At 58.5% G+C, this 17,365-nt stretch carries 20 protein-coding genes and 1 tRNA gene; 11 read left to right on the top strand and 10 right to left on the bottom strand.

What is annotated here, in order from left to right; genetic code table 11:
• Positions 1 to 281: 281 nt before the first annotated feature.
• Positions 282 to 896 carry a protein-methionine-sulfoxide reductase heme-binding subunit MsrQ gene (msrQ, locus tag ACR0J5_RS19555; RefSeq protein ID WP_480656400.1) on the bottom strand — a complete coding sequence of 205 codons (615 nt, stop codon included), beginning with the start codon at positions 894 to 896 and terminating at the stop codon, positions 282 to 284.
• 3 nt (positions 897 to 899) lie between these two features.
• The gene (gene msrP / locus ACR0J5_RS19560; protein ID WP_480656401.1) at positions 900 to 1,802 is read right to left on the bottom strand and encodes a protein-methionine-sulfoxide reductase catalytic subunit MsrP; all 903 of its coding nucleotides are present in this window, start codon (positions 1,800 to 1,802) and stop codon (positions 900 to 902) included.
• Between the two features lie 372 nt (positions 1,803 to 2,174).
• On the opposite strand from msrP, the gene ACR0J5_RS19565 reads away from it, so the two are divergent.
• The 4 genes from ACR0J5_RS19565 to ACR0J5_RS19580 all read left to right on the top strand — a co-directional run bounded on the left by ACR0J5_RS19565 (position 2,175) and on the right by ACR0J5_RS19580 (position 4,578).
• Positions 2,175 to 2,369 carry a hypothetical protein gene (locus tag ACR0J5_RS19565; protein ID WP_480656403.1) on the top strand — a complete coding sequence of 65 codons (195 nt, stop codon included), beginning with the start codon at positions 2,175 to 2,177 and terminating at the stop codon, positions 2,367 to 2,369.
• 231 nt (positions 2,370 to 2,600) lie between these two features.
• The gene (locus ACR0J5_RS19570; protein ID WP_480656405.1) at positions 2,601 to 3,569 is read left to right on the top strand and encodes a hypothetical protein; all 969 of its coding nucleotides are present in this window, start codon (positions 2,601 to 2,603) and stop codon (positions 3,567 to 3,569) included.
• A gap of 149 nt (positions 3,570 to 3,718) precedes the next feature.
• Entirely contained in the window at positions 3,719 to 4,243 is a 525-nt protein-coding gene (locus ACR0J5_RS19575; protein ID WP_480656407.1) for a DUF4142 domain-containing protein, read from the top strand.
• Positions 4,243 to 4,578: a cupredoxin domain-containing protein gene (locus tag ACR0J5_RS19580; RefSeq protein ID WP_480656408.1), complete on the top strand. Its 336-nt coding sequence runs from the start codon at positions 4,243 to 4,245 to the stop codon at positions 4,576 to 4,578. Before ACR0J5_RS19575 ends, ACR0J5_RS19580 begins: the two co-directional genes overlap by 1 nt.
• 54 nt (positions 4,579 to 4,632) lie before the next feature.
• On the opposite strand, the gene clpB is transcribed toward ACR0J5_RS19580, so the two are convergent.
• Positions 4,633 to 7,251, bottom strand: coding sequence for an ATP-dependent chaperone ClpB (clpB, locus tag ACR0J5_RS19585; protein ID WP_480656410.1), 2,619 nt, complete (start codon positions 7,249 to 7,251; stop codon positions 4,633 to 4,635).
• A gap of 127 nt (positions 7,252 to 7,378) precedes the next feature.
• Positions 7,379 to 7,684, bottom strand: a complete 306-nt coding sequence (locus tag ACR0J5_RS19590; protein ID WP_480656412.1) for a hypothetical protein — start codon at positions 7,682 to 7,684, stop codon at positions 7,379 to 7,381.
• A 111-nt stretch (positions 7,685 to 7,795) separates the two neighbouring features.
• Here ACR0J5_RS19590 and pyrF point away from each other — a divergent pair, with 111 nt between their 5' ends.
• Positions 7,796 to 8,500, top strand: a complete 705-nt coding sequence (gene pyrF / locus ACR0J5_RS19595) for an orotidine-5'-phosphate decarboxylase (RefSeq protein ID WP_480656414.1) — start codon at positions 7,796 to 7,798, stop codon at positions 8,498 to 8,500.
• Positions 8,501 to 8,851: 351 nt separating this feature from the next.
• Positions 8,852 to 10,105 (top strand): DNA polymerase IV, encoded by a 1,254-nt coding sequence (locus ACR0J5_RS19600; RefSeq protein WP_480656415.1) that lies wholly within the window; start codon positions 8,852 to 8,854, stop codon positions 10,103 to 10,105.
• 2 nt (positions 10,106 to 10,107) lie between these two features.
• Here the strand turns inward: ACR0J5_RS19600 and ACR0J5_RS19605 are convergent, their stop codons facing one another.
• On the bottom strand, positions 10,108 to 10,968 hold the full coding sequence (locus ACR0J5_RS19605; protein ID WP_480656417.1) for an N-formylglutamate amidohydrolase: 861 nt from the start codon (positions 10,966 to 10,968) through the stop codon (positions 10,108 to 10,110).
• A gap of 149 nt (positions 10,969 to 11,117) precedes the next feature.
• On the opposite strand from ACR0J5_RS19605, the gene ACR0J5_RS19610 reads away from it, so the two are divergent.
• Together ACR0J5_RS19610 and ykgO are read left to right on the top strand one after the other, a co-directional pair.
• Positions 11,118 to 11,192 (top strand) — tRNA-Val (locus tag ACR0J5_RS19610).
• A 91-nt stretch (positions 11,193 to 11,283) separates the two neighbouring features.
• Positions 11,284 to 11,409, top strand: coding sequence for a type B 50S ribosomal protein L36 (ykgO, locus tag ACR0J5_RS19615; protein ID WP_008755722.1), 126 nt, complete (start codon positions 11,284 to 11,286; stop codon positions 11,407 to 11,409).
• Between the two features lie 48 nt (positions 11,410 to 11,457).
• Here ykgO and ACR0J5_RS19620 read toward each other — a convergent pair whose 3' ends face one another.
• Positions 11,458 to 11,901, bottom strand: a complete 444-nt coding sequence (locus tag ACR0J5_RS19620; RefSeq protein ID WP_480656419.1) for a hypothetical protein — start codon at positions 11,899 to 11,901, stop codon at positions 11,458 to 11,460.
• A gap of 158 nt (positions 11,902 to 12,059) precedes the next feature.
• Complete coding sequence (locus tag ACR0J5_RS19625) at positions 12,060 to 12,383, bottom strand: SemiSWEET transporter (protein ID WP_480656421.1); 324 nt, start codon at positions 12,381 to 12,383, stop codon at positions 12,060 to 12,062.
• Positions 12,384 to 12,626: 243 nt separating this feature from the next.
• Here ACR0J5_RS19625 and ACR0J5_RS19630 point away from each other — a divergent pair, with 243 nt between their 5' ends.
• From ACR0J5_RS19630 to ACR0J5_RS19640, 3 genes are all read left to right on the top strand, one after another.
• A complete protein-coding gene (locus tag ACR0J5_RS19630; protein WP_480656423.1) occupies positions 12,627 to 13,643 on the top strand; it encodes a Fe(3+) ABC transporter substrate-binding protein in 1,017 nt (338 codons plus the stop codon).
• Positions 13,644 to 13,762: 119 nt separating this feature from the next.
• Entirely contained in the window at positions 13,763 to 14,317 is a 555-nt protein-coding gene (locus ACR0J5_RS19635; RefSeq protein WP_480656425.1) for a helix-turn-helix domain-containing protein, read from the top strand.
• On the top strand, positions 14,314 to 14,826 hold the full coding sequence (locus ACR0J5_RS19640) for an N-acetyltransferase family protein (RefSeq protein ID WP_480656427.1): 513 nt from the start codon (positions 14,314 to 14,316) through the stop codon (positions 14,824 to 14,826). The genes ACR0J5_RS19635 and ACR0J5_RS19640 overlap by 4 nt, the downstream gene beginning before the upstream one ends.
• Here ACR0J5_RS19640 and ACR0J5_RS19645 read toward each other — a convergent pair.
• From ACR0J5_RS19645 to ACR0J5_RS19655, 3 genes are all read right to left on the bottom strand, one after another.
• Complete coding sequence (locus ACR0J5_RS19645; RefSeq protein WP_480656429.1) at positions 14,823 to 15,545, bottom strand: response regulator; 723 nt, start codon at positions 15,543 to 15,545, stop codon at positions 14,823 to 14,825. The genes ACR0J5_RS19640 and ACR0J5_RS19645 overlap by 4 nt on opposite strands.
• Positions 15,546 to 15,634: 89 nt before the next feature.
• Complete coding sequence (locus ACR0J5_RS19650) at positions 15,635 to 16,879, bottom strand: molybdopterin molybdotransferase MoeA (RefSeq protein ID WP_480656431.1); 1,245 nt, start codon at positions 16,877 to 16,879, stop codon at positions 15,635 to 15,637.
• Positions 16,872 to 17,357, bottom strand: coding sequence for a plastocyanin/azurin family copper-binding protein (locus tag ACR0J5_RS19655; protein ID WP_480656433.1), 486 nt, complete (start codon positions 17,355 to 17,357; stop codon positions 16,872 to 16,874). Before ACR0J5_RS19655 ends, ACR0J5_RS19650 begins: the two co-directional genes overlap by 8 nt.
• Positions 17,358 to 17,365 lie beyond the last annotated feature (8 nt).

Consider the following 17,365-nt stretch of genomic DNA (forward strand, 5'->3'; position numbering starts at 1 on the left):
CCAGTCTCTCCCGAGTGTCCCGCCGTCTCTCCAGCACGTCCGACCGTCTCTCCGATCCGTCAGCACCGCCTCAGCAGCGCCGGTGAAGGGGGTTCTAAGGTTTACCCCCAAAAGCCGCAAGCAGAAAATTCGAGAAACTTACAAAAAACCGCAAAAATTCATTTTTTAAATTAAAAACAAATACTTAATTAAGCTTCTGTGATCCCTAAAAGGCCCTGAACCAGCAAGGCCAAGCCGAATCCCACCTTTTGCACAGGGTTACCCACAGACTCGCCTACGGGTCAGGCGGAATCGGCCTGACGAAACCGAGTCAGCACCGCGGGGACCGGAATACGGAGCAGCAGAAGCCCGATGATGAGGGCCAGATACACCAGCGGTTCAATCTGAAATCCCTTGGCCAGCATGACATAGTGCAAACCACCCAGAATCGCGGCGGGAAAGACAAGCCGCTGCAGGCTGCGCCAACGCGGGCCCATCTTCCGGACGGACAGATTGTTTGAGGTGATTACCAAAGGCAGCATCAGGATAAATGCGCCCATGCCCACAGTTATATAGGGGCGCTTTACGATATCGGCCCAGATCTGGCTGGGGATCTGAACGTCCAGCACCAGCCAGACCAGAAGATGCAGGCTGACATAGGCAAAGGTCAGAACACCAAGCGCGCGGCGAAACTTGAGCAGGTTCAGACCAAAAAACCGTCTGAGAGGTGAAATCGCAAGCACCGCAATCAAGAGCTGCAGCGCCAGCTCTCCGTAGCGATGTTCAAGCGCCTCGATCGGGTCCACGCCCAATCCACCCGTCAGCCCCTGATAGAACAGCCAGGGGGCGGGAAGCGCCCCCAACAGATAGACCGCCCAGACAGGTATACGGCGTATTATCTGATTCACTTGCTGCATCGTTTAATAATACTGAGTCAGGTCCATACCTTCATACAGGCTTGCGACCTCACTCTCATAGCCATTGAACATCTGCGTGGGGATGCGTTTGGCAAACAGCCCACCACCGATGGTCCGCTCGGACGCCTGCGACCAGCGCGGGTGATCCACATTCGGATTCACGTTACTATAGAAACCATATTCACGCGGGTTGGCCATGTTCCAGCTGGTGGGTGGCTCAACATCGGTCAGGGTAATCCGCACAATCGACTTGATCGACTTGAAGCCATATTTCCAAGGCACAACCAAACGGAGCGGCGCGCCGTTCTGGTTCGGGATCGGGCGATCATAGATACCCGTCGCCATGATGGTCAGCGGGTGCATCGCCTCGTCCAGACGCAGCCCTTCACGATAGGGCCATTCGAGCACTGGAAACTGCACGCCCGGCATCTCATCCGGGATCAGGGCGGTTTCAAAGGCCACGTATTTCGCGCCCTCTTGCACACCGGCCATGTTCAGCAGATCGGCCAGCTCGAACCCGTTCCATGGAATCACCATCGACCAGGCTTCGACACAGCGGAACCGATAGATGCGCTCTTCAACCGTCATCTCGGACATGATGTCCTTGAAGTCATACTCACCCGGATTGTCGACCATCCCATCGATCTTGATGCTCCAGGGTTCAGTCGTCAGCGCGCCTGCATATTTCGCAGGGTCATCCTTGCGGGTCCCAAATTCGTAGAAGTTGTTGTACGAGGTGATCTCTTCCCACGTGTTGGGCTCCAACACCTCTTCAGCTTGTGCGCCCTGCGCCATCCCCGCCAGCCCGACACCTGCCAGCCCGGCCATAACCTGCCGTCTGTTCAAAAACGCCGCCCGTGGGGTGACGTCGGCATGTGTCAGTGTATTGGTCCAGCGATGCGCCATGTAGGTCTCCGTAATGCTTACCCTCTGAACTGAGGTAGTCCGCTCTTAGCACAGGACCAAGGCAACATGCGTCACGATTGGGAGAAGTGGTTGTAACGTATTCCACAGCCCCGGCGCTGCCCCCTGGCACGCGGATGCGCGGGGCAACTCGGTCGAAAATGGAAAAAGTGCATAGAAAATGCATAAATTGCCTGAGTTTCCGCCACTTTTCCCGGTATAACCTCGCGTCATTTCTACCATTCAAACTGGCCAACACCCCACCTGCAGGCGTAGACTTTGGCAGGCGCACAGGGACAGAGCCCAGATAGATTCAGGCTGATCATGCACACAGCGCCACCATTCCAACCAATCCATGATCAAAGAGGAACAGATATGAAAACGAAACTGGTTTCAGGCCTTGCACTGGTGCTTTTCATTGCAGCATGCAGTGAAAAAGACACGTACCCCATTTCAGGCTGCGACTCGAATGAGACATTCCCGGTCACCTGCGAAGAGATCGGTGAAGACGAGACCGGGCTGAACAACAGCAAGGCGCAGGACCTGAACGCGCTGCCGACCGGGACCTGAGCCCGTCAAACAGACCGGCATCCGACGTCGTTCACGCATGAGCCCGCCCGCAAGGCGGGCTCTTCGTTTTTTGGCAGCAGGCGTCTGCAGGACGCCCCTAAAGTCATCGACGCGATTCCAAAATGACACATCGCGACATGGCGTTTTCCGGAAAGACGCAAAACAACTGGTGCCAGTCATAGGGCTTGAGTAACCGGACTATTAAACGTGTTTTAGTCCGAGATTGCACCCGTGCTGTTTGTCCAAGCCTTTCCACTGTCCCTGTCCATCACCTGGCGGCTGGCCGTCGTCTTGCCGGTCATGTTCCTTGTGCTGACGCTGTATTCCATTTTCGGGACCCTGATCGGCTTTTTGCTCGGGCTGATCTTTCCCCCTTTTGCGTTCATCATCACCTTTTTGATGATGGCGGCCTCCAGTGTTGTGCCGACCCTGATCGGGACACGGATGGGGCTGCAGGTCAAAGGCCTCCAACCCAGCATGAAGATATGGAGCCTGTTCGCCCCGGCAGTGATCTATGGCGCCGTTGAGGGGGTAAGCATCACGCTGATCCTGGGTCTGGTCATCGTGCTGTCGCTGGTCGTGATTTCGCCTGACATCCTGCAGCGCAGTCAGATCGCCGATCTGGCGCTTCAATATGCGGATACGCCCCTGCTCATCCCGGGGTTGATCTGTGGGTTTGCCGTGTTTCTGTCCATCTGCTCGATCCGGGCCAGTCTGCTTGTGCCCATCGCCTCGGCAGCGATCGGACGGGACCCGGATGGGCTGCACTATACGCCGTTCCGGCATTTTCGCGCCTCGTTCGTGCCTTTGTTTTCGCTGACCATCTTCAGCTATGTGGGCATGATCGCGCTACATGCGCTGTTGATCACCGTCATGATCTTTATGGATTTCATCCCAACGCTGCAGGCCGACCTGCAGGAAGTCGATAACATGGTGAATGGCTTTGCTCGGGTCCGTCCGATCTGGTCGCTGATCGGCCTGTTCGTGGTCTATATGCTAATCGGTACATGGGCTTTCGGTCTGCAATGTGCCGGTGGCGCGCTGGCCTATTTGCGACTGCGCGAAAACACCCCTTCGCTGCCGGAAATGATCGAAGCCAACCAAAGACCCATAGAAGAACCCGAAGAGGACGCGTCCCCAAGGATGAGCGCCGAAGACCTGCGCGCCCTGCGCAAGAGCCGTCAATCAGGCAACCGCTAGGCACGGGCGCAGTCACTTTCTTCACACCGCTCGCTCTGCGCGTTCCGTTTTTTGAACGATCTGAATCCTTTTGCGGACGCTGCGGACTGTGCGCCAATCGCAGGTGCTGAATACTGAACTTCCCGAGATGACCTCCAAGGAGTATGAAGATGTTCAGACTTGCCTCCGCAGTTGCTTTTGCCCTCAGCCTGATTGGCGCACAGGCTTCGGCCCAGGAAATCTCTGATATGAGTGACCTGGAATTTGCCCATATTGCCTATACGGCTGACAATATCGACATTCGATACGCCCATCTGGCATTGGCGCTGTCGGAAAACCCCGACATTCATGAATTTGCACGCACCATGATCCGCGACCACACGGCGGTGAACGAAGCCGCGCTGGGCTTGTTGGACAAGCTGGGCGCCAAGGCACAGGATAACGCGTTCAGCCAGACCCTGAACGCCAATGCCGAAGAGATCATCAACACCTTGTCCCAGCTGCGCGGGGCCGAGTTTGATTCCGCCTATGCCGCCAACGAACTGGCCTATCATCAGGCGGTGAACGATTTGGTGGAAACCACGATGATCCCCAATATCGACAATGCCGAGGTCAAAGCCCTGTTCGAACAGGGGCTGGAGATCTTCAAGGCGCATGAAACCCATGCCGAAGTGATGGTCGAGTCGCTGAACTGATGGCGCGCAGCCTGTCACGGCGACGGGTTCTTGCCGGGGCGGCAGCCGCCGCTCTGGCCGGGCGCAGCACGGCGCAGGTCGCGCCCACAACCCATGAGATCGTGATCAAACGCTTTTCCTATGACCCTGCAATGATCCGGGTTCGGGTCGGTGATGTGATCCGCTGGACCAACAAGGACATCGCGCCCCACACGGCCTCGGCCGATGACCTGAGCTGGGATACAGGGGAGTTACAGCGAAACGACAGCGCCGAGATCACCGTGACCGGAACGATGGGGTCGACCTATTTCTGCGTCTTTCATCCGCACATGAAGGGCGCAATTGAGATACTTTGATCCGTCAAACGTAAAAAGACCCGCCGAAAGGGCGGGTCTTTCAGGTCTTTTGGCTTAGTGCACGACCGCATCATCCGGGCGGGGCCGGTCTGACGTGCCCAGCCGGTCCCCGATGATCAGCCCATCGGACCCGGCGGTCACGGGAACGGTCTCACCATCCTTGATCTCACCGGCCAGCAACGCCTCGGCCAGCGGGTTCTGCAAGGCGCGCTGGATCACACGTTTCAGCGGGCGCGCGCCAAAGACCGGATCATAGCCTTCATCGGCCAGCCATTCTTTAGCTCCCTCATCCAGCGACAGCTCGATCTTGCGGGCGGCCAGACGTTTTTGCAGACGCGCCATCTGGATATCGACGATGCCATCCATATCCGCCCGTTTGAGGCGGTCAAAGATGATCGTCTCGTCCAGACGGTTGAGGAATTCGGGCCGGAAATGCGCCCGAACCGCATCCATCACATCGCGCCGCGCCTGCGCGCTGTCGGCCCCTTCGGGCAGTTGGCTCAGCGCCTGAGACCCAAGGTTCGACGTGAGGATAATCAGCGTCTGCTTGAAGTCCACGGTTCGACCCTGACCATCGGTCAGCACGCCATCGTCCAGAACCTGCAACAGCACGTTGAACACATCTGGGTGCGCTTTTTCGACCTCATCAAACAGAACAACCTGATAGGGTCTGCGCCGCACGGCCTCAGTGAGCACACCGCCTTCGTCATAGCCGACATAGCCCGGAGGGGCACCGATCAGACGGGCAACCGCGTGTTTCTCCATGAACTCGGACATATCGATGCGCACCATCGCGTTGTCGTCATCGAACAGGAAGTTCGCCACGGCCTTGGTTAGTTCGGTCTTACCCACGCCGGTGGGCCCGAGGAACAGGAACGAGCCCAGCGGACGGTTCTCATCATTCAGGCCCGCACGCGCACGACGTACGGCGTTGGCAACGGCCGTCACTGCAGCATCCTGACCGATGACCCGCGAATGCAGCTCATCTTCCATCCGCAACAGCTTCTCGCGCTCACCTTCCAGCATTTTCGAGGTCGGGATACCGGTCCAGCGTTCGACAACGCTGGCGATCTGTTCCGGGCGCACCGTTTCCTCGGCCATCATGGCGTTGCTTTCGGCGTTTTCGGCCTCAGTCAGCTTTTTCTCAAGCTCGGGGATGACGCCATAGGACAGCTCACCGGCCTTGGCCAGATTGCCCTCGCGCTTGGCGATTTCCAGATCAGCACGCGCTTTGTCGAGCTGTTCTTTCAGATCACGCGCGCCTGCGAGTTTATCGCGCTCGGCCTGCCATTGGGCGGTCATCTCGGCAGATTGCTCTTGCAGATCGGCCAGATCCTTTTGCAAGGTTTCCAGACGGTCCTTCGAGGCCGCATCGTCCTCAAGCTTCAGCGCCTCTTCCTCGATCTGCATCTGCAGGATCTGACGGTCGAGTTGGTCCAATTCTTCTGGCTTGGAATCGACCTCCATCCGCAGACGTGACGCCGCCTCATCGACAAGGTCGATGGCTTTGTCGGGCAGGAAGCGGTCCGTGATATAGCGATGCGAGAGCGTCGCCGCCGAAACCAGCGCCGAGTCGGAAATCCGCACGCCGTGGTGCAGCTCGTACTTCTCTTTGATGCCGCGCAGAATGCTGATCGTGTCCTCAACGGTCGGCTCAGCCACAACAACGGGCTGGAACCGGCGCGCAAGGGCCGCGTCTTTTTCGACATATTTGCGATACTCATCCAACGTGGTCGCGCCGATACAATGCAGCTCACCCCGCGCCAAAGCAGGCTTGATCAGGTTGGCCGCATCCATCGCGCCGTCGGACTTCCCGGCACCGACCAGCGTGTGCATCTCATCGATGAACAGGATGATTTCACCGGCCGCCTCAGTTACCTCGGTCAGAACGGCCTTGAGGCGTTCTTCGAACTCACCCCGGTACTTCGCGCCAGCGATCAGCGCGCCCATGTCGAGCGCAAGCAGTTTCTTGTCTTTCAGCGATTCCGGCACGTCACCGTTGACGATGCGCAGGGCCATGCCCTCGGCAATCGCGGTTTTACCAACGCCGGGCTCCCCGATCAGAACCGGGTTGTTCTTGGTCCGGCGCGACAGAACCTGCATCGAGCGGCGGATTTCCTCGTCCCGCCCGATGATCGGATCGATCTTGCCTTCAGCCGCCGCCTCGGTCAGATCGCGCGCGTATTTCTTGAGGGCGTCATAGCCCTCTTCCGCCGACGCGCTGTCAGCGGTACGACCCTTGCGGATGTCGTTGATCGCCTCATTCAGTTTCTGGGCAGAGACGGCGCCGGCCTCCAAGGCGTCCTTGGCCTTGGACTTCACCATGCACAGCGCCATCAGCACACGTTCGACCGGGACAAAGCTGTCACCCGCCTTGGTGGCAATCTTTGCAGCCTCGTCCAGAACCTTGGCGGTCTGGCCGTCCATGTAAATCTGGCTGTTATCGCCGCTGACCTTGGGGATTTTCCCCATCGCGGCGTCCAACGCCTCAACCACGCGGTTCGGCGCGCCGCCCGCGCGGGTGATCAGGTTGCTGGCCAGCCCCTGATCGTCATCCATCAATGCCTTGAGTATATGTGTGGGCTCCAGGCGCTGGTGCCCTTCGCGCAGTGCAATGGTCTGCGCCGCCTGCACGAAACCCCGTGCCCGCTCGGTGAACTTGTTCAAGTCCATGCTATTCTCCTTTTCCAAGCGCCCTGAATGTGATGCGCCCGCCTGGCGGCACGCATCGGTCTGGGCCTCACATTCAATCTGGGAAATATCTCTGCCCGTTCAAGGGGCTGAGACGCAGAATCCGGCCCTATCTGCGCGGCACAGTATAGACAGTGTACCCACCGGTTTCGGCAACCACGCGCGCGCTATACATATCGACCAGAGATTGCGCGGCATCGCTGCCCGTCGGGCAGGAAACAAGGTCGGCGGCATCGTCCAGAAATTCGATGGTAAAGGCGGTTTCTCCGGTCAGTTGGCAATCGTCATCCGTGGACCGATAGCCGCCCACAAACCTCAGGTCGTCATTTGGCGCGGCAGCAGGCGGCACTGGCGTCTCTGACGGCGTTTCCTGACAGGCAGCCAAGGCGAAGCAGCACAATAATATCTTTCTCATCACAGTCCCTTTCAAAGAATGCCGCAATAGTAACACAGGAATCGCGCCCCGCATGGACAGACGCGCCACAACCCGCTAGGACGCAGACGTTTGCCAAACAGGAGCGCCCAAATGTCCGATGACCGCCTGATCGTTGCCCTTGATGTCCCCAACGCTCTGCAAGGACTGGCCATGGCCGAGCGTCTGGGCGATGCCGTGTCCTTTTACAAGATCGGGCTGGGCATGCTGACCGGCGGCGGGCTGGCGCTGGCCAATGAGCTGAAACAGGATCATGGCAAGCGCATCTTTCTGGACATGAAACTGTTCGACATCGGTAACACGGTGGAAAACGCTGTGCGCGGGCTGGCGCAGTTCGATCTGGACTTTCTGACCGTCCATGGTGACCCCCACGTGGTGCGCGCCGCGAAAGAAGGGGCCTCGGGGAAAGACCTGAAAATCCTCGCTGTGACGATCCTGACCTCGCTGAACCGCGACGATCTGGATGCCAGCCTGCTGAAGCAGGGCGACGTGCAGGATCTGGTGGTCGAACGCGCGGCAAAGGCGTTGGAGGCCGGGGCGGATGGTGTCATTGCCAGCCCGCAAGAAGCCGCCCTGATCCGCGCCCTGCCCCAGGCCGAAGGCCGCCTGATCGTCACCCCCGGCGTGCGTCCGGCGGGTGCCGCATTGGGTGATCAGAAACGCGTGGCCACCCCGGCCAGCGCCATCGGTGACGGCGCGGACCACATCGTTGTTGGCCGTCCGATCTATCAGGCGGACGACCCAAAAGCGGCCGCGCAAGCGGTTCTTGCTGAGTTAAACTCCTTGACACGCCACTAAGCGGCCCCTCGAAACCGGGGTGTTTTTGCACCCCAAACTTCACCAAGTGATTGACCCGGCGTCACTTTCCTGCCGGACCGCGCCAAATCGCCCCTGTGCCCCAAAACACACATGAAAAACACCAGTTTTGCATGTGTGATCTAGGTCCTATCGAAAACGAGGATTTTAGGCGATTCTAGGGATGTGATACTCCCCGCGGACCGTTTCTTCCTGAGGTCCGTCACCTCCCCCCGCCACATGCGGGGGGTCTTCTTTCAAAACTGATGACCGTGGCGGCTGACCCTTTTCCGGGGCATCATGGCTGCTATAAACCTGTCTCTGACTGGATTCTAAGGATAACGGAACAACGGAATGCCCGGTCTTTGCCGAGACTGCCTGACCACATTGACCGACGAACGGCGCTGTCCATCCTGCGGCAGCCCGCGGATCAAGACGCATCCCGAACTGTTCGATCTGTCCATCGCGCATATGGATTGCGACGCTTTTTACGCCTCGGTCGAAAAACGCGACAATCCCGACCTGGCCGACAAGCCGGTGATCATCGGCGGCGGTAAGCGCGGTGTGGTCTCGACCGCCTGCTATGTGGCCCGCATTCGGGGGGTGCGGTCTGCAATGCCGATGTTCAAGGCATTGCAACTCTGCCCCGATGCAGTGGTGATCAAACCGCGCATGTCTGTCTATGCCGAGGTGTCGCGCGAGATTCGCAAGATGATGAATGAACTGACCCCGGTGGTAGAGCCGCTGTCGCTGGACGAGGCCTTTATGGACTTGTCCGGGACTGAACGCCTGCACGGCGCACCCCCTGCGGTGATGCTGGCGCGACTGGTGAAACGCATGAAGGCTGAATTGGGCGTGACCGGCTCAATCGGGCTGTCCCACAACAAGTTTCTGGCCAAGGTCGCGTCAGACCTCGACAAACCACGCGGGTTTTCGGTGATCGGGCAGGCCGAGACGGCCGCGTTTCTGCACGACAAGCCTGTGCGTTTGATCTGGGGCATCGGCCCCGCCGCGCAGGAATCGCTGGATCGTGCCGGTATCCGCACCTTTTCGGACCTGTTGCGCTGGGACCAAGAGGCGCTGACGGCCCGGTTCGGATCGATGGGCTATCGTCTGTGGCATCTGGCGCGCGGGCAGGACAAGCGGCGCGTGTCGGCCCATGAGCCGATGAAATCCATCAGCAATGAAACAACCTTTTTCGAAGACACCGCCAGCCTGGACATTCTGGACGGCCACCTGTGGCGCATGTCCGAAAAAGTGGCAGACCGTGCCAAAGCCAAAGCGCTGGCAGGGCGGGTGGTGACGCTGAAGCTCAAACGCGCCAATCACAAGATCATCACCCGCCGCGTGTCACTGCGGGACGCAACGCAGATCGCCGATCGCATCTATCGCACGGCCCGGGGGTTGTTCGATCAAGTCGGAGATCAGGGCCCCTATCGCCTGCTGGGTGTCGGCCTGTCCGATCTGTGCCCCGAGACGCAGGCGGATATCTCCGGCGACTTGTTAGACCCGGGTGCCACCCAAAGATCACAAGCCGAACGCGCCACCGATGAAATCAGGCAGCGTTTCGGCACCGATGCGATTGTAAAGGGCCGTGCTTTGCGCTGACCTCACTCGGCTGCGAGCCGCAAAGGTCCATCGCAGATGCGGGTGATCTCGTGGATAATGTCGCGCAGAACCGATTGGAACGCGGCGAAATTCCCGTTCGGCTCGATTCTGTCTTCGTCCATATACAGCGCCCGGTCGATTTCTATCTGCACAGCATGCTGATCGCGCGCCGGGCGGCCATAGGTCTGGGTCACGTAGGCCCCGGCAAAGGGCGTATTACGCGCGACGTTCAGACCCGCAGCAGCAAAGGCCGCCTCAATCTGGTCCACGATATCGATCGAGGCCGACGCCCCGAACCGATCCCCCAACACCACATCGGGGCGCTTGGACTGGGTATTGCTGACCATCGCAACCGCCTCATGCGGCATAGAGTGGCAATCGATCAAAATCGCCTGCCCGAACACCTCATGCGACTCGGCCAGCAACGACTTGATGCGCGCATGGTAGGGCCGCCAGCAGGTATCGATGCGCAGGCGGGCCTCATCCATCGTAAGCTTGCCACGATAAATCGCGCGGCCATTCGCCACCACGCGGGGAATCACTCCCAGCCCCGAGGCCACGCGCGGGTTATGTCCGTGGCGGCGCGCGCCTTGAATCAGCGCCGGGTCCAGTTCCTCGGCACTGCGGTTGAGATCCAGATAGGCCCGCGGCATCACCGCCGATATCATCGGTGCCCCATAATCCGGCGCCGCCGCAAACAGCTGGTCGACAAACGCGTCCTCCGAGGACCGAATCGTGTTCTCGCTCAGAATCGTGCGGCTGAGCATCGTTTCGGGATAGTTCCGTCCACTATGAGGCGAGGAAAACACCACGCAGGACGTGCGGTCGGCGGGCATATCCAGTACATAGGGGGCGTTGTTCATGGCGACTCCTTGTTCGGTTTCAACATAGACCGGAAAATAGTTCTGCCAAACCCCTTGAACCCCTGTGCGACTCCTTTTATAGACCCCGCTACCGGCGCGGGGATCCGCGCCCCATTTCGTTATGGGGCAGGGCAACGCAAAGGTTACGTGGGCGGTTAGCTCAGCGGTAGAGCACTTCGTTGACATCGAAGGGGTCACAAGTTCGATCCTTGTACCGCCCACCATGATTTCACTGTTCCGGTTTTCCGGGACACCCGAGTAACCCAGGCGCTGGCCACGTCTTTGATGAAGGCGCCGCAGATTGGAGACAGACCCATGAAGGTCAAGAACTCGCTCCGCTCGCTCAAGAACCGGCACCGCGACTGCCGGATTGTGCGTCGCAAAGGCCGCGTCTACGTGATCAACAAGACGCAGCGCAAGTTCAAAGCTCGCCAGGGCTAAGAACTACGCAAATAGTTTAAAGAAACCGCGCCTTCGGGTGCGGTTTTTTTATTGATGATTTCCGTTCCGCGCGCGTTCGACCACCTTGCTGAGAACCTGCTTCAGAACCCAAACGACGACGCAGACAATCCCCGCATAGGGAAGGGTCAGGAACAGAGAAAACCCTGCCTTTATCGGCCAACCAACACCCAGCCTTTCCGGTGCAAACACCCGCGCTTCGGCATAATCCCAAAGTTCAGGATCAACATTGCGCATCCTGTCTTCGGTTGTGAGCCCCTGCAGGTCGACCCCCAAAGCGATCAACTCAAGATCAAACGATACATCCCGCCACCATGCGTAAAAGACGGTTATCACAGCGGCGAACAAGATGCTGAACGTGAAGCTCTTATAGAAACTGACAAATCGAACTGAGAAGAAGAACGGCATCACCAAAGTCACCACCGTCAGCAGGATCGTAAACGCCTCGATCAAAAACCAGATAACATCTGACACAGCTGAGCTCCGACCTCACGCCCTTCGCAATAGAGACCGACAATCAATGAAAGTGAGTTAAAGAACCATTAAGCACCAAAACAACGCTTCACATCGGAAGGGCCGGTTGCCCCACGCACCAGCACCGCGTATTTGGGTGCCGTTTCCTAGATTGCGCCTTAGAACGTAAAGCCTGCGTGTATCAGGATACCCAACACCATCAAAAGGTTCAGGATCAATGAAAGCCCGTTGCCCACATAGATGGGAAGCTTTCCAACAATCAAACCATAGATGAACCAAAGCATCGACAAGGCCGCATACAAAGACCATGACAGCAAGGACTGGCCGGATGCGTGTTGGGAATGGGTGAAATAAAGCTTCACAAGCTGCGGCAGGGTGGCAAACGGACCGACCACGCCCACGATCACCATGAAGCTCTCGAACTTGGCCATCCAATGTCCAAAGTTTGATTTTTCAAGTTTTTCGGCAAACGTCTCGGGCATTGGTTTCCTCGTTCAGGCCGCAATAGTCTTGTCGTCTCTGTTGCCGCAGAGCTGTTTTTTAAGGTTATGCCTTTCTGCAGCGGCAACCAAGGTTTTCGGGACAATACGCTAAACTGATAAAGGGTTGAGCGACAATTTGGCCAACTAAATCACTCGGATTTCCTTGCATCCCCCGGCGAATCCCTTAATTGACAATATCAGTCGGGTTTACACCCATCACCACTTTCAAAGTTGGGAGATACGATGCTGAAATCCTCTACCTGCGTTGCCGCCGCGCTGACGGCCCTGATCGCAACCTCTGCCGCCGCCGAGGGAGAGCTGAACCTCTATTCCTCGCGCCATTATGATACCGACGAAAACCTCTATAGCGATTTCGAAGAGGCCACCGGCATCACCATCAACCGCATCGAGGGCAAAGCCGATGAGCTGATCGCGCGGATGGAGGCCGAGGGCGCGAACTCTCCGGCGGATATCCTGCTGACAGTCGACACCTCGCGTCTGGCCCGCGCGAAGAACGCCGGTATCCTTCAGCCGGTGGAAAGCGCAATTCTGGAAGAGCGTATCCCCGCCAACCTGCAGGACGCCGACAATGAATGGTTCGGCTTTTCCCAGCGTGGCCGCATCATCTTTTACGACAAGGAAAACCTGGCCAACCCGCCGGCCACCTATGCCGATCTGGCCAAACCGGAATACAAGGGGCTGATCTGTATCCGGTCTTCGAGCAACACCTATAACCAGACCTTGCTGGCGTCGATCGTCACCCATGACGGGTCCGAGGCCGCCAAAACCTGGGCCGAAGGCATCGTTGCCAACATGGCGCGCGAACCGCAGGGCGGTGACACGGACCAGCTGCGCGGCCTCGTGTCGGGCGAATGCGATATCGCGGTGTCGAACACCTATTACTTTGCCCGCGCCATCCGCAAAGATGTCAAAGGCGTGTCGGATCATCTTGAGTCGATCGGCTGGGTCTTTCCCAATCAGGACAGCACGGGCGCACATATGAACCTGTCGGGCGCAGGTGTTGCCGCAAACGCCCCGAACAAGGAAAACGCGATCCTGTTCCTTGAGTATCTGGCAAGCGAGTCAGCGCAGGAGTATTTCTCGGCGGGTAATGACGAATTCCCGGCTGTCGAAGGCGTGGCACTGGTCGACTCGGTCAAATCACTGGGCGAGTTCAAGGCAGATGAGGTGAACCTGTCCAAGGTCGCCAAGAACCTGCCCGAGGCGCAGAAAATCTTTAACGAGGTCGGCTGGAAGTAATCCAGGTTAAAACTCGAGCAGTTGAAGGGGCGCAGAGGTTTCTGCGTCCCTTTTTTGTTGAAATACTATTTCTTTATGCCAATACTCCCATATATGCTCTTTCTTCTCATATTTGGACGATGCCCGATACTCTCACAAACCGCCTTGCCACCCGCCTGACTGAACTGCGCCGCGCGCGCAGGTGGTCTTTGGACCAGCTGGCCGAACAGAGCGGCATTAGCCGCGCCACCCTGTCGCGCATGGAGAAAGGTGACGTCAGTCCGACCGCTGACTCTCTGGGCCGACTCTGTGCAGCCTACGGCCTGCCGATGTCGCGCCTTTTGATGATGATCGAAGACAGTTTCGACCCCCGTGTGCCGTTTGAACGTCAACCTGAATGGCGTGACCCCGAGACCGGATTTACCCGCAGGTCTGTGTCTCCGCCTGCGGCCGACCTGAGTGCCGAAGTGCTTGAGGGGCATCTGCCCCCCGATACAGTCATCAGCTACGACTCACCCCCCAAACCCGGCCAAGAGCATCATCTGATCATGCTGGATGGTGCGCTGACGCTGACGGTCGACGGGGTTGCACATGACCTGAATGGCGGGGATTGCCTGCGCTACCATTTGTCCGGTCCGACACGATTTGAAACCGCGCCCGCACGCGGCGCACGGTATCTGCTGGTGCTGATATGATCCTACGTCTGAATGCGAATGGCTTTGATGATGCGCTGGCTGATCTGACAGACATCCTGCATGCTTGCGTACAGGATGGGGCAAGCATCGGGTTCATCCTGCCCTTTTCTCAAGATCAGGCCTGTGCTTATTGGCAAGACCGTGTGCGTCCCGATCTGGAGCAGTTGGACCTTTTCGTCGCGAAGGATCAGGGCCGCATTCTGGGCACGGTACAATTGATCCCGGCCAACATGCCCAATCAACCGCATCGCGCAGATGTGGCCAAGCTGCTGGTTCATCCAAAAGCACGGCGCAAGGGATTGGGACGCGCTTTGATGGCGGCGCTTGAACAGCGTGCAGCGCAGTTGGGACGAAGTGTGCTGGTACTGGATACGCGCAGTTCGGACCCATCGCGCATCCTGTATCAAAGCCTTGGCTTTCAGATTGCCGGAGATATCCCGAACTATTGCCGCAACCCATTTGAAGATCGTCTGGAACCGACAACCATAATGTACAAACAACTCAGCTAGGCTGAGCTTTTGCGCACATTGGCGGCAAAGCAATATCCGATACCATGTACGGTTTTGATAAAGACCGGAGCAGCGGGGTCAGGCTCGATCTTCTTCCTGAGACGGGCCACATGCACGTCTATGGTGCGATCGCCCACGATGGTTTCCCGCCCGCGCGCCTGATCCAGCAACTGATCGCGGGAAAACACCATATGAGGGTTGGTAACAAAGGCCAGCAGCACGTCGAATTCGGTTGTTGTCAACGGCGTGGGTTCAGCGGCCCCTGTGGCGGTCAGGCTACGCTCATTCACGTTCAGAACCCAATCGCCAAACGAGATTGAGGGCGCAGCTCCGTTCGCGGTCTTTTCCTCGGGGCGGACCCGTCGCAGAACCGTGCGGATGCGGGCCAGAACCTCGCGGGCCTCAAAGGGTTTGGTGATGTAGTCATCGGCCCCAAACTCCAACCCAACAACCCGGTCAAAGATTTCATCCCGACCCGACAGGACAATTATGGGAATGTCAGACTGCGTCCGCAGCTCACGCGTGATGTCAAAACCGTTGCGGCCGGGCAGGCCAATATCCAGCAAGATCAGATCGATCTGTGCCGTTTGCAGAACCGCGTCCATTGCGTCCCCATCCGCAGCGCAGGTGACCTGGCACCCCTGCTTTTCAAGGTAGCGCTGCAAAAACGACGTAATCTGTGGGTCGTCATCGACGACAAGGATATGTTCTTTAGACATTTTTGGGTCCGCGCGGGCATGTTGGGCTGGCTCGGGACAGTTGTAGCCGCTGCCGTGCGGCCCTTGCAAGAACACGGGTTGTACTGACATCAGAACCGCAGGAACGGCAGCGGATGATCTTTTGGCAGTGTTTCGGTGTCGGCTGAGATAACTGCCAGACCATCGGCCTGAGCAAGCAAAGCAACCTTACCGCTATAAGACGAGTCCATTAGGTGTAGACGCGGGGTGCCGTTGGGCGTCACGCCTTCGATCACAACGGGACGGTATTCCTGACGACCAGCGCGACGGGCCAGAGGTTCGGCCAGCACCGCCTGTTCCGTTCTGGATGGCTCTTGATGCAACCCGGCACGGCGCGCCATCATCTGCGATCCGATGATCTGCCACGTGACATAGGCCGAAACCGGATTCCCTGGCAGCCCAACGTAAAGCGCATTGCCCCGGCGACCGAACATAATCGGTTTGCCCGGCTTCATCGCCACTTTCATGACATCGGTCTGCCCGCCGATTTCGGCAAAAAGGCGTGGCATGTGATCTTCGTCTCCCACCGAGACACCACCAGTGGTGATGATCAGGTCTGAGCTGTCACAGGCATCACGCAGCACCTGTTCCAACAGCGCGGGGTCGTCCTGAACCGGGCCACGGTCGGTCAACTCGATCCATGGCTTGTCCAGCAGCGCCAGCAGCATATAGCGGTTGGAGTTGTAGATCTGACCGGGGCCAAGATCTTCGCCGGGCTGGCGCAATTCACTGCCTGTCGAGAAAATCGTAACCTGCAGCTTGCGATAGACAGTGACCTCTCCAAACCCCGAAGAGGCCAGCGCCGCCGCTTCGCGCGCGGTGATCTCGCACCCCCGGCGCAGGATGGGGGCTCCGGCCTTCAGATCCTCGCCCGCGCGGCGGATGTGCTGGCCGGGTTTGGGTCGGCGGCTGAACCGGATCGAGTCGATCAGCGCATCGCAGTCTTCCTGCATCAGAACCGCGTCGAATTCAGGCGGCACAGGCGCGCCGGTAAAGATGCGCAGCGCGCTGCCTTGCGGGGCATCATGCGCGCCGCTGTCGCCTGCGGCCACACGACCTGCGACGGGGAGCTCGAACACAGGCCCCTCGCCCAGATCACAGGTACGGATCGCATAGCCATCCATGGCCGAGTTATCAAAGGCGGGCATATCGACCTTGCTGGTGCAATCCTGCGCCAGAACCCGGCCGATTGCCTGTGCCAGCGGCAGCGTTTCGGTATCCTTCAACGGATCCGCCACGGACAATCCCCTCCGCAGCGCATCGTCAACGGTCAGGTACATATGAGCGTGGCGGTCGCAGGCGCATCCATCAGCCATTTTGTGCCTCCATATATGCAAAAAGCTCTTTGAAACCGGCCCGCTCGGCCTCACCGAGTTTCGGTAAATAGGCTTTGGCCTCTTCCAGATTTGAACTGGGATCACCCACCACCAGCAGCATGACCATCCCGTGGCGGCCATGCACGCGGCAGCGGATGCCATAGACGCCTTCTGTGTCAAAGGTCAGGTCCAGCTCGGGCTTGCCGCGAATCTCAAACGCGCGCGCGCCAACCGGAATCATGCGGAGGATCGACGTCACCGTATGCCGGCCGGTCGATCCCTTGAACCGGACCGTGGCCCCGGCGGGAACCTGCAGGAACTTAGGCTCGAACCGAAAGGCGTGGGCCGGGATGTCCGCGTTCAGGTCGATGATCTGATGCACTACCGCTATCTCGGGGATGTCCTCGGCCTGTGCGGCGGGGCCAAAGATCATGGCCGCCGCCAATATCGCTTCGCTCAGTTTCAGCGAAATGCTCATCCGTCCCT

The organism is Ruegeria sp. BE1, assembly GCF_056538885.1.

Bases quoted from the DNA above. Each gene is read 5' to 3' on its own strand.
- clpB (WP_480656410.1), bottom strand. From the start codon at position 7,251: ATGGACTTGAACAAGTTCACCGAGCGGGCACGGGGTTTCGTGCAGGCG.
- ACR0J5_RS19655 (WP_480656433.1), bottom strand. From the start codon at position 17,357: ATGAGCATTTCGCTGAAACTGAGCGAAGCGATATTGGCGGCGGCCATG.
- ACR0J5_RS19605 (WP_480656417.1), bottom strand. From the start codon at position 10,968: ATGAACAACGCCCCCTATGTACTGGATATGCCCGCCGACCGCACGTCC.
- ACR0J5_RS19645 (WP_480656429.1), bottom strand. From the start codon at position 15,545: ATGTCTAAAGAACATATCCTTGTCGTCGATGACGACCCACAGATTACG.
- ykgO (WP_008755722.1), top strand. From the start codon at position 11,284: ATGAAGGTCAAGAACTCGCTCCGCTCGCTCAAGAACCGGCACCGCGAC.
- msrQ (WP_480656400.1), bottom strand. From the start codon at position 896: ATGCAGCAAGTGAATCAGATAATACGCCGTATACCTGTCTGGGCGGTC.
- ACR0J5_RS19575 (WP_480656407.1), top strand. From the start codon at position 3,719: ATGTTCAGACTTGCCTCCGCAGTTGCTTTTGCCCTCAGCCTGATTGGC.
- ACR0J5_RS19650 (WP_480656431.1), bottom strand. From the start codon at position 16,879: ATGGCTGATGGATGCGCCTGCGACCGCCACGCTCATATGTACCTGACC.
- ACR0J5_RS19590 (WP_480656412.1), bottom strand. From the start codon at position 7,684: ATGAGAAAGATATTATTGTGCTGCTTCGCCTTGGCTGCCTGTCAGGAA.
- msrP (WP_480656401.1), bottom strand. From the start codon at position 1,802: ATGGCGCATCGCTGGACCAATACACTGACACATGCCGACGTCACCCCA.
- ACR0J5_RS19635 (WP_480656425.1), top strand. From the start codon at position 13,763: ATGCCCGATACTCTCACAAACCGCCTTGCCACCCGCCTGACTGAACTG.
- ACR0J5_RS19600 (WP_480656415.1), top strand. From the start codon at position 8,852: ATGCCCGGTCTTTGCCGAGACTGCCTGACCACATTGACCGACGAACGG.
- ACR0J5_RS19640 (WP_480656427.1), top strand. From the start codon at position 14,314: ATGATCCTACGTCTGAATGCGAATGGCTTTGATGATGCGCTGGCTGAT.
- pyrF (WP_480656414.1), top strand. From the start codon at position 7,796: ATGTCCGATGACCGCCTGATCGTTGCCCTTGATGTCCCCAACGCTCTG.
- ACR0J5_RS19625 (WP_480656421.1), bottom strand. From the start codon at position 12,383: ATGCCCGAGACGTTTGCCGAAAAACTTGAAAAATCAAACTTTGGACAT.
- ACR0J5_RS19630 (WP_480656423.1), top strand. From the start codon at position 12,627: ATGCTGAAATCCTCTACCTGCGTTGCCGCCGCGCTGACGGCCCTGATC.
- ACR0J5_RS19565 (WP_480656403.1), top strand. From the start codon at position 2,175: ATGAAAACGAAACTGGTTTCAGGCCTTGCACTGGTGCTTTTCATTGCA.
- ACR0J5_RS19580 (WP_480656408.1), top strand. From the start codon at position 4,243: ATGGCGCGCAGCCTGTCACGGCGACGGGTTCTTGCCGGGGCGGCAGCC.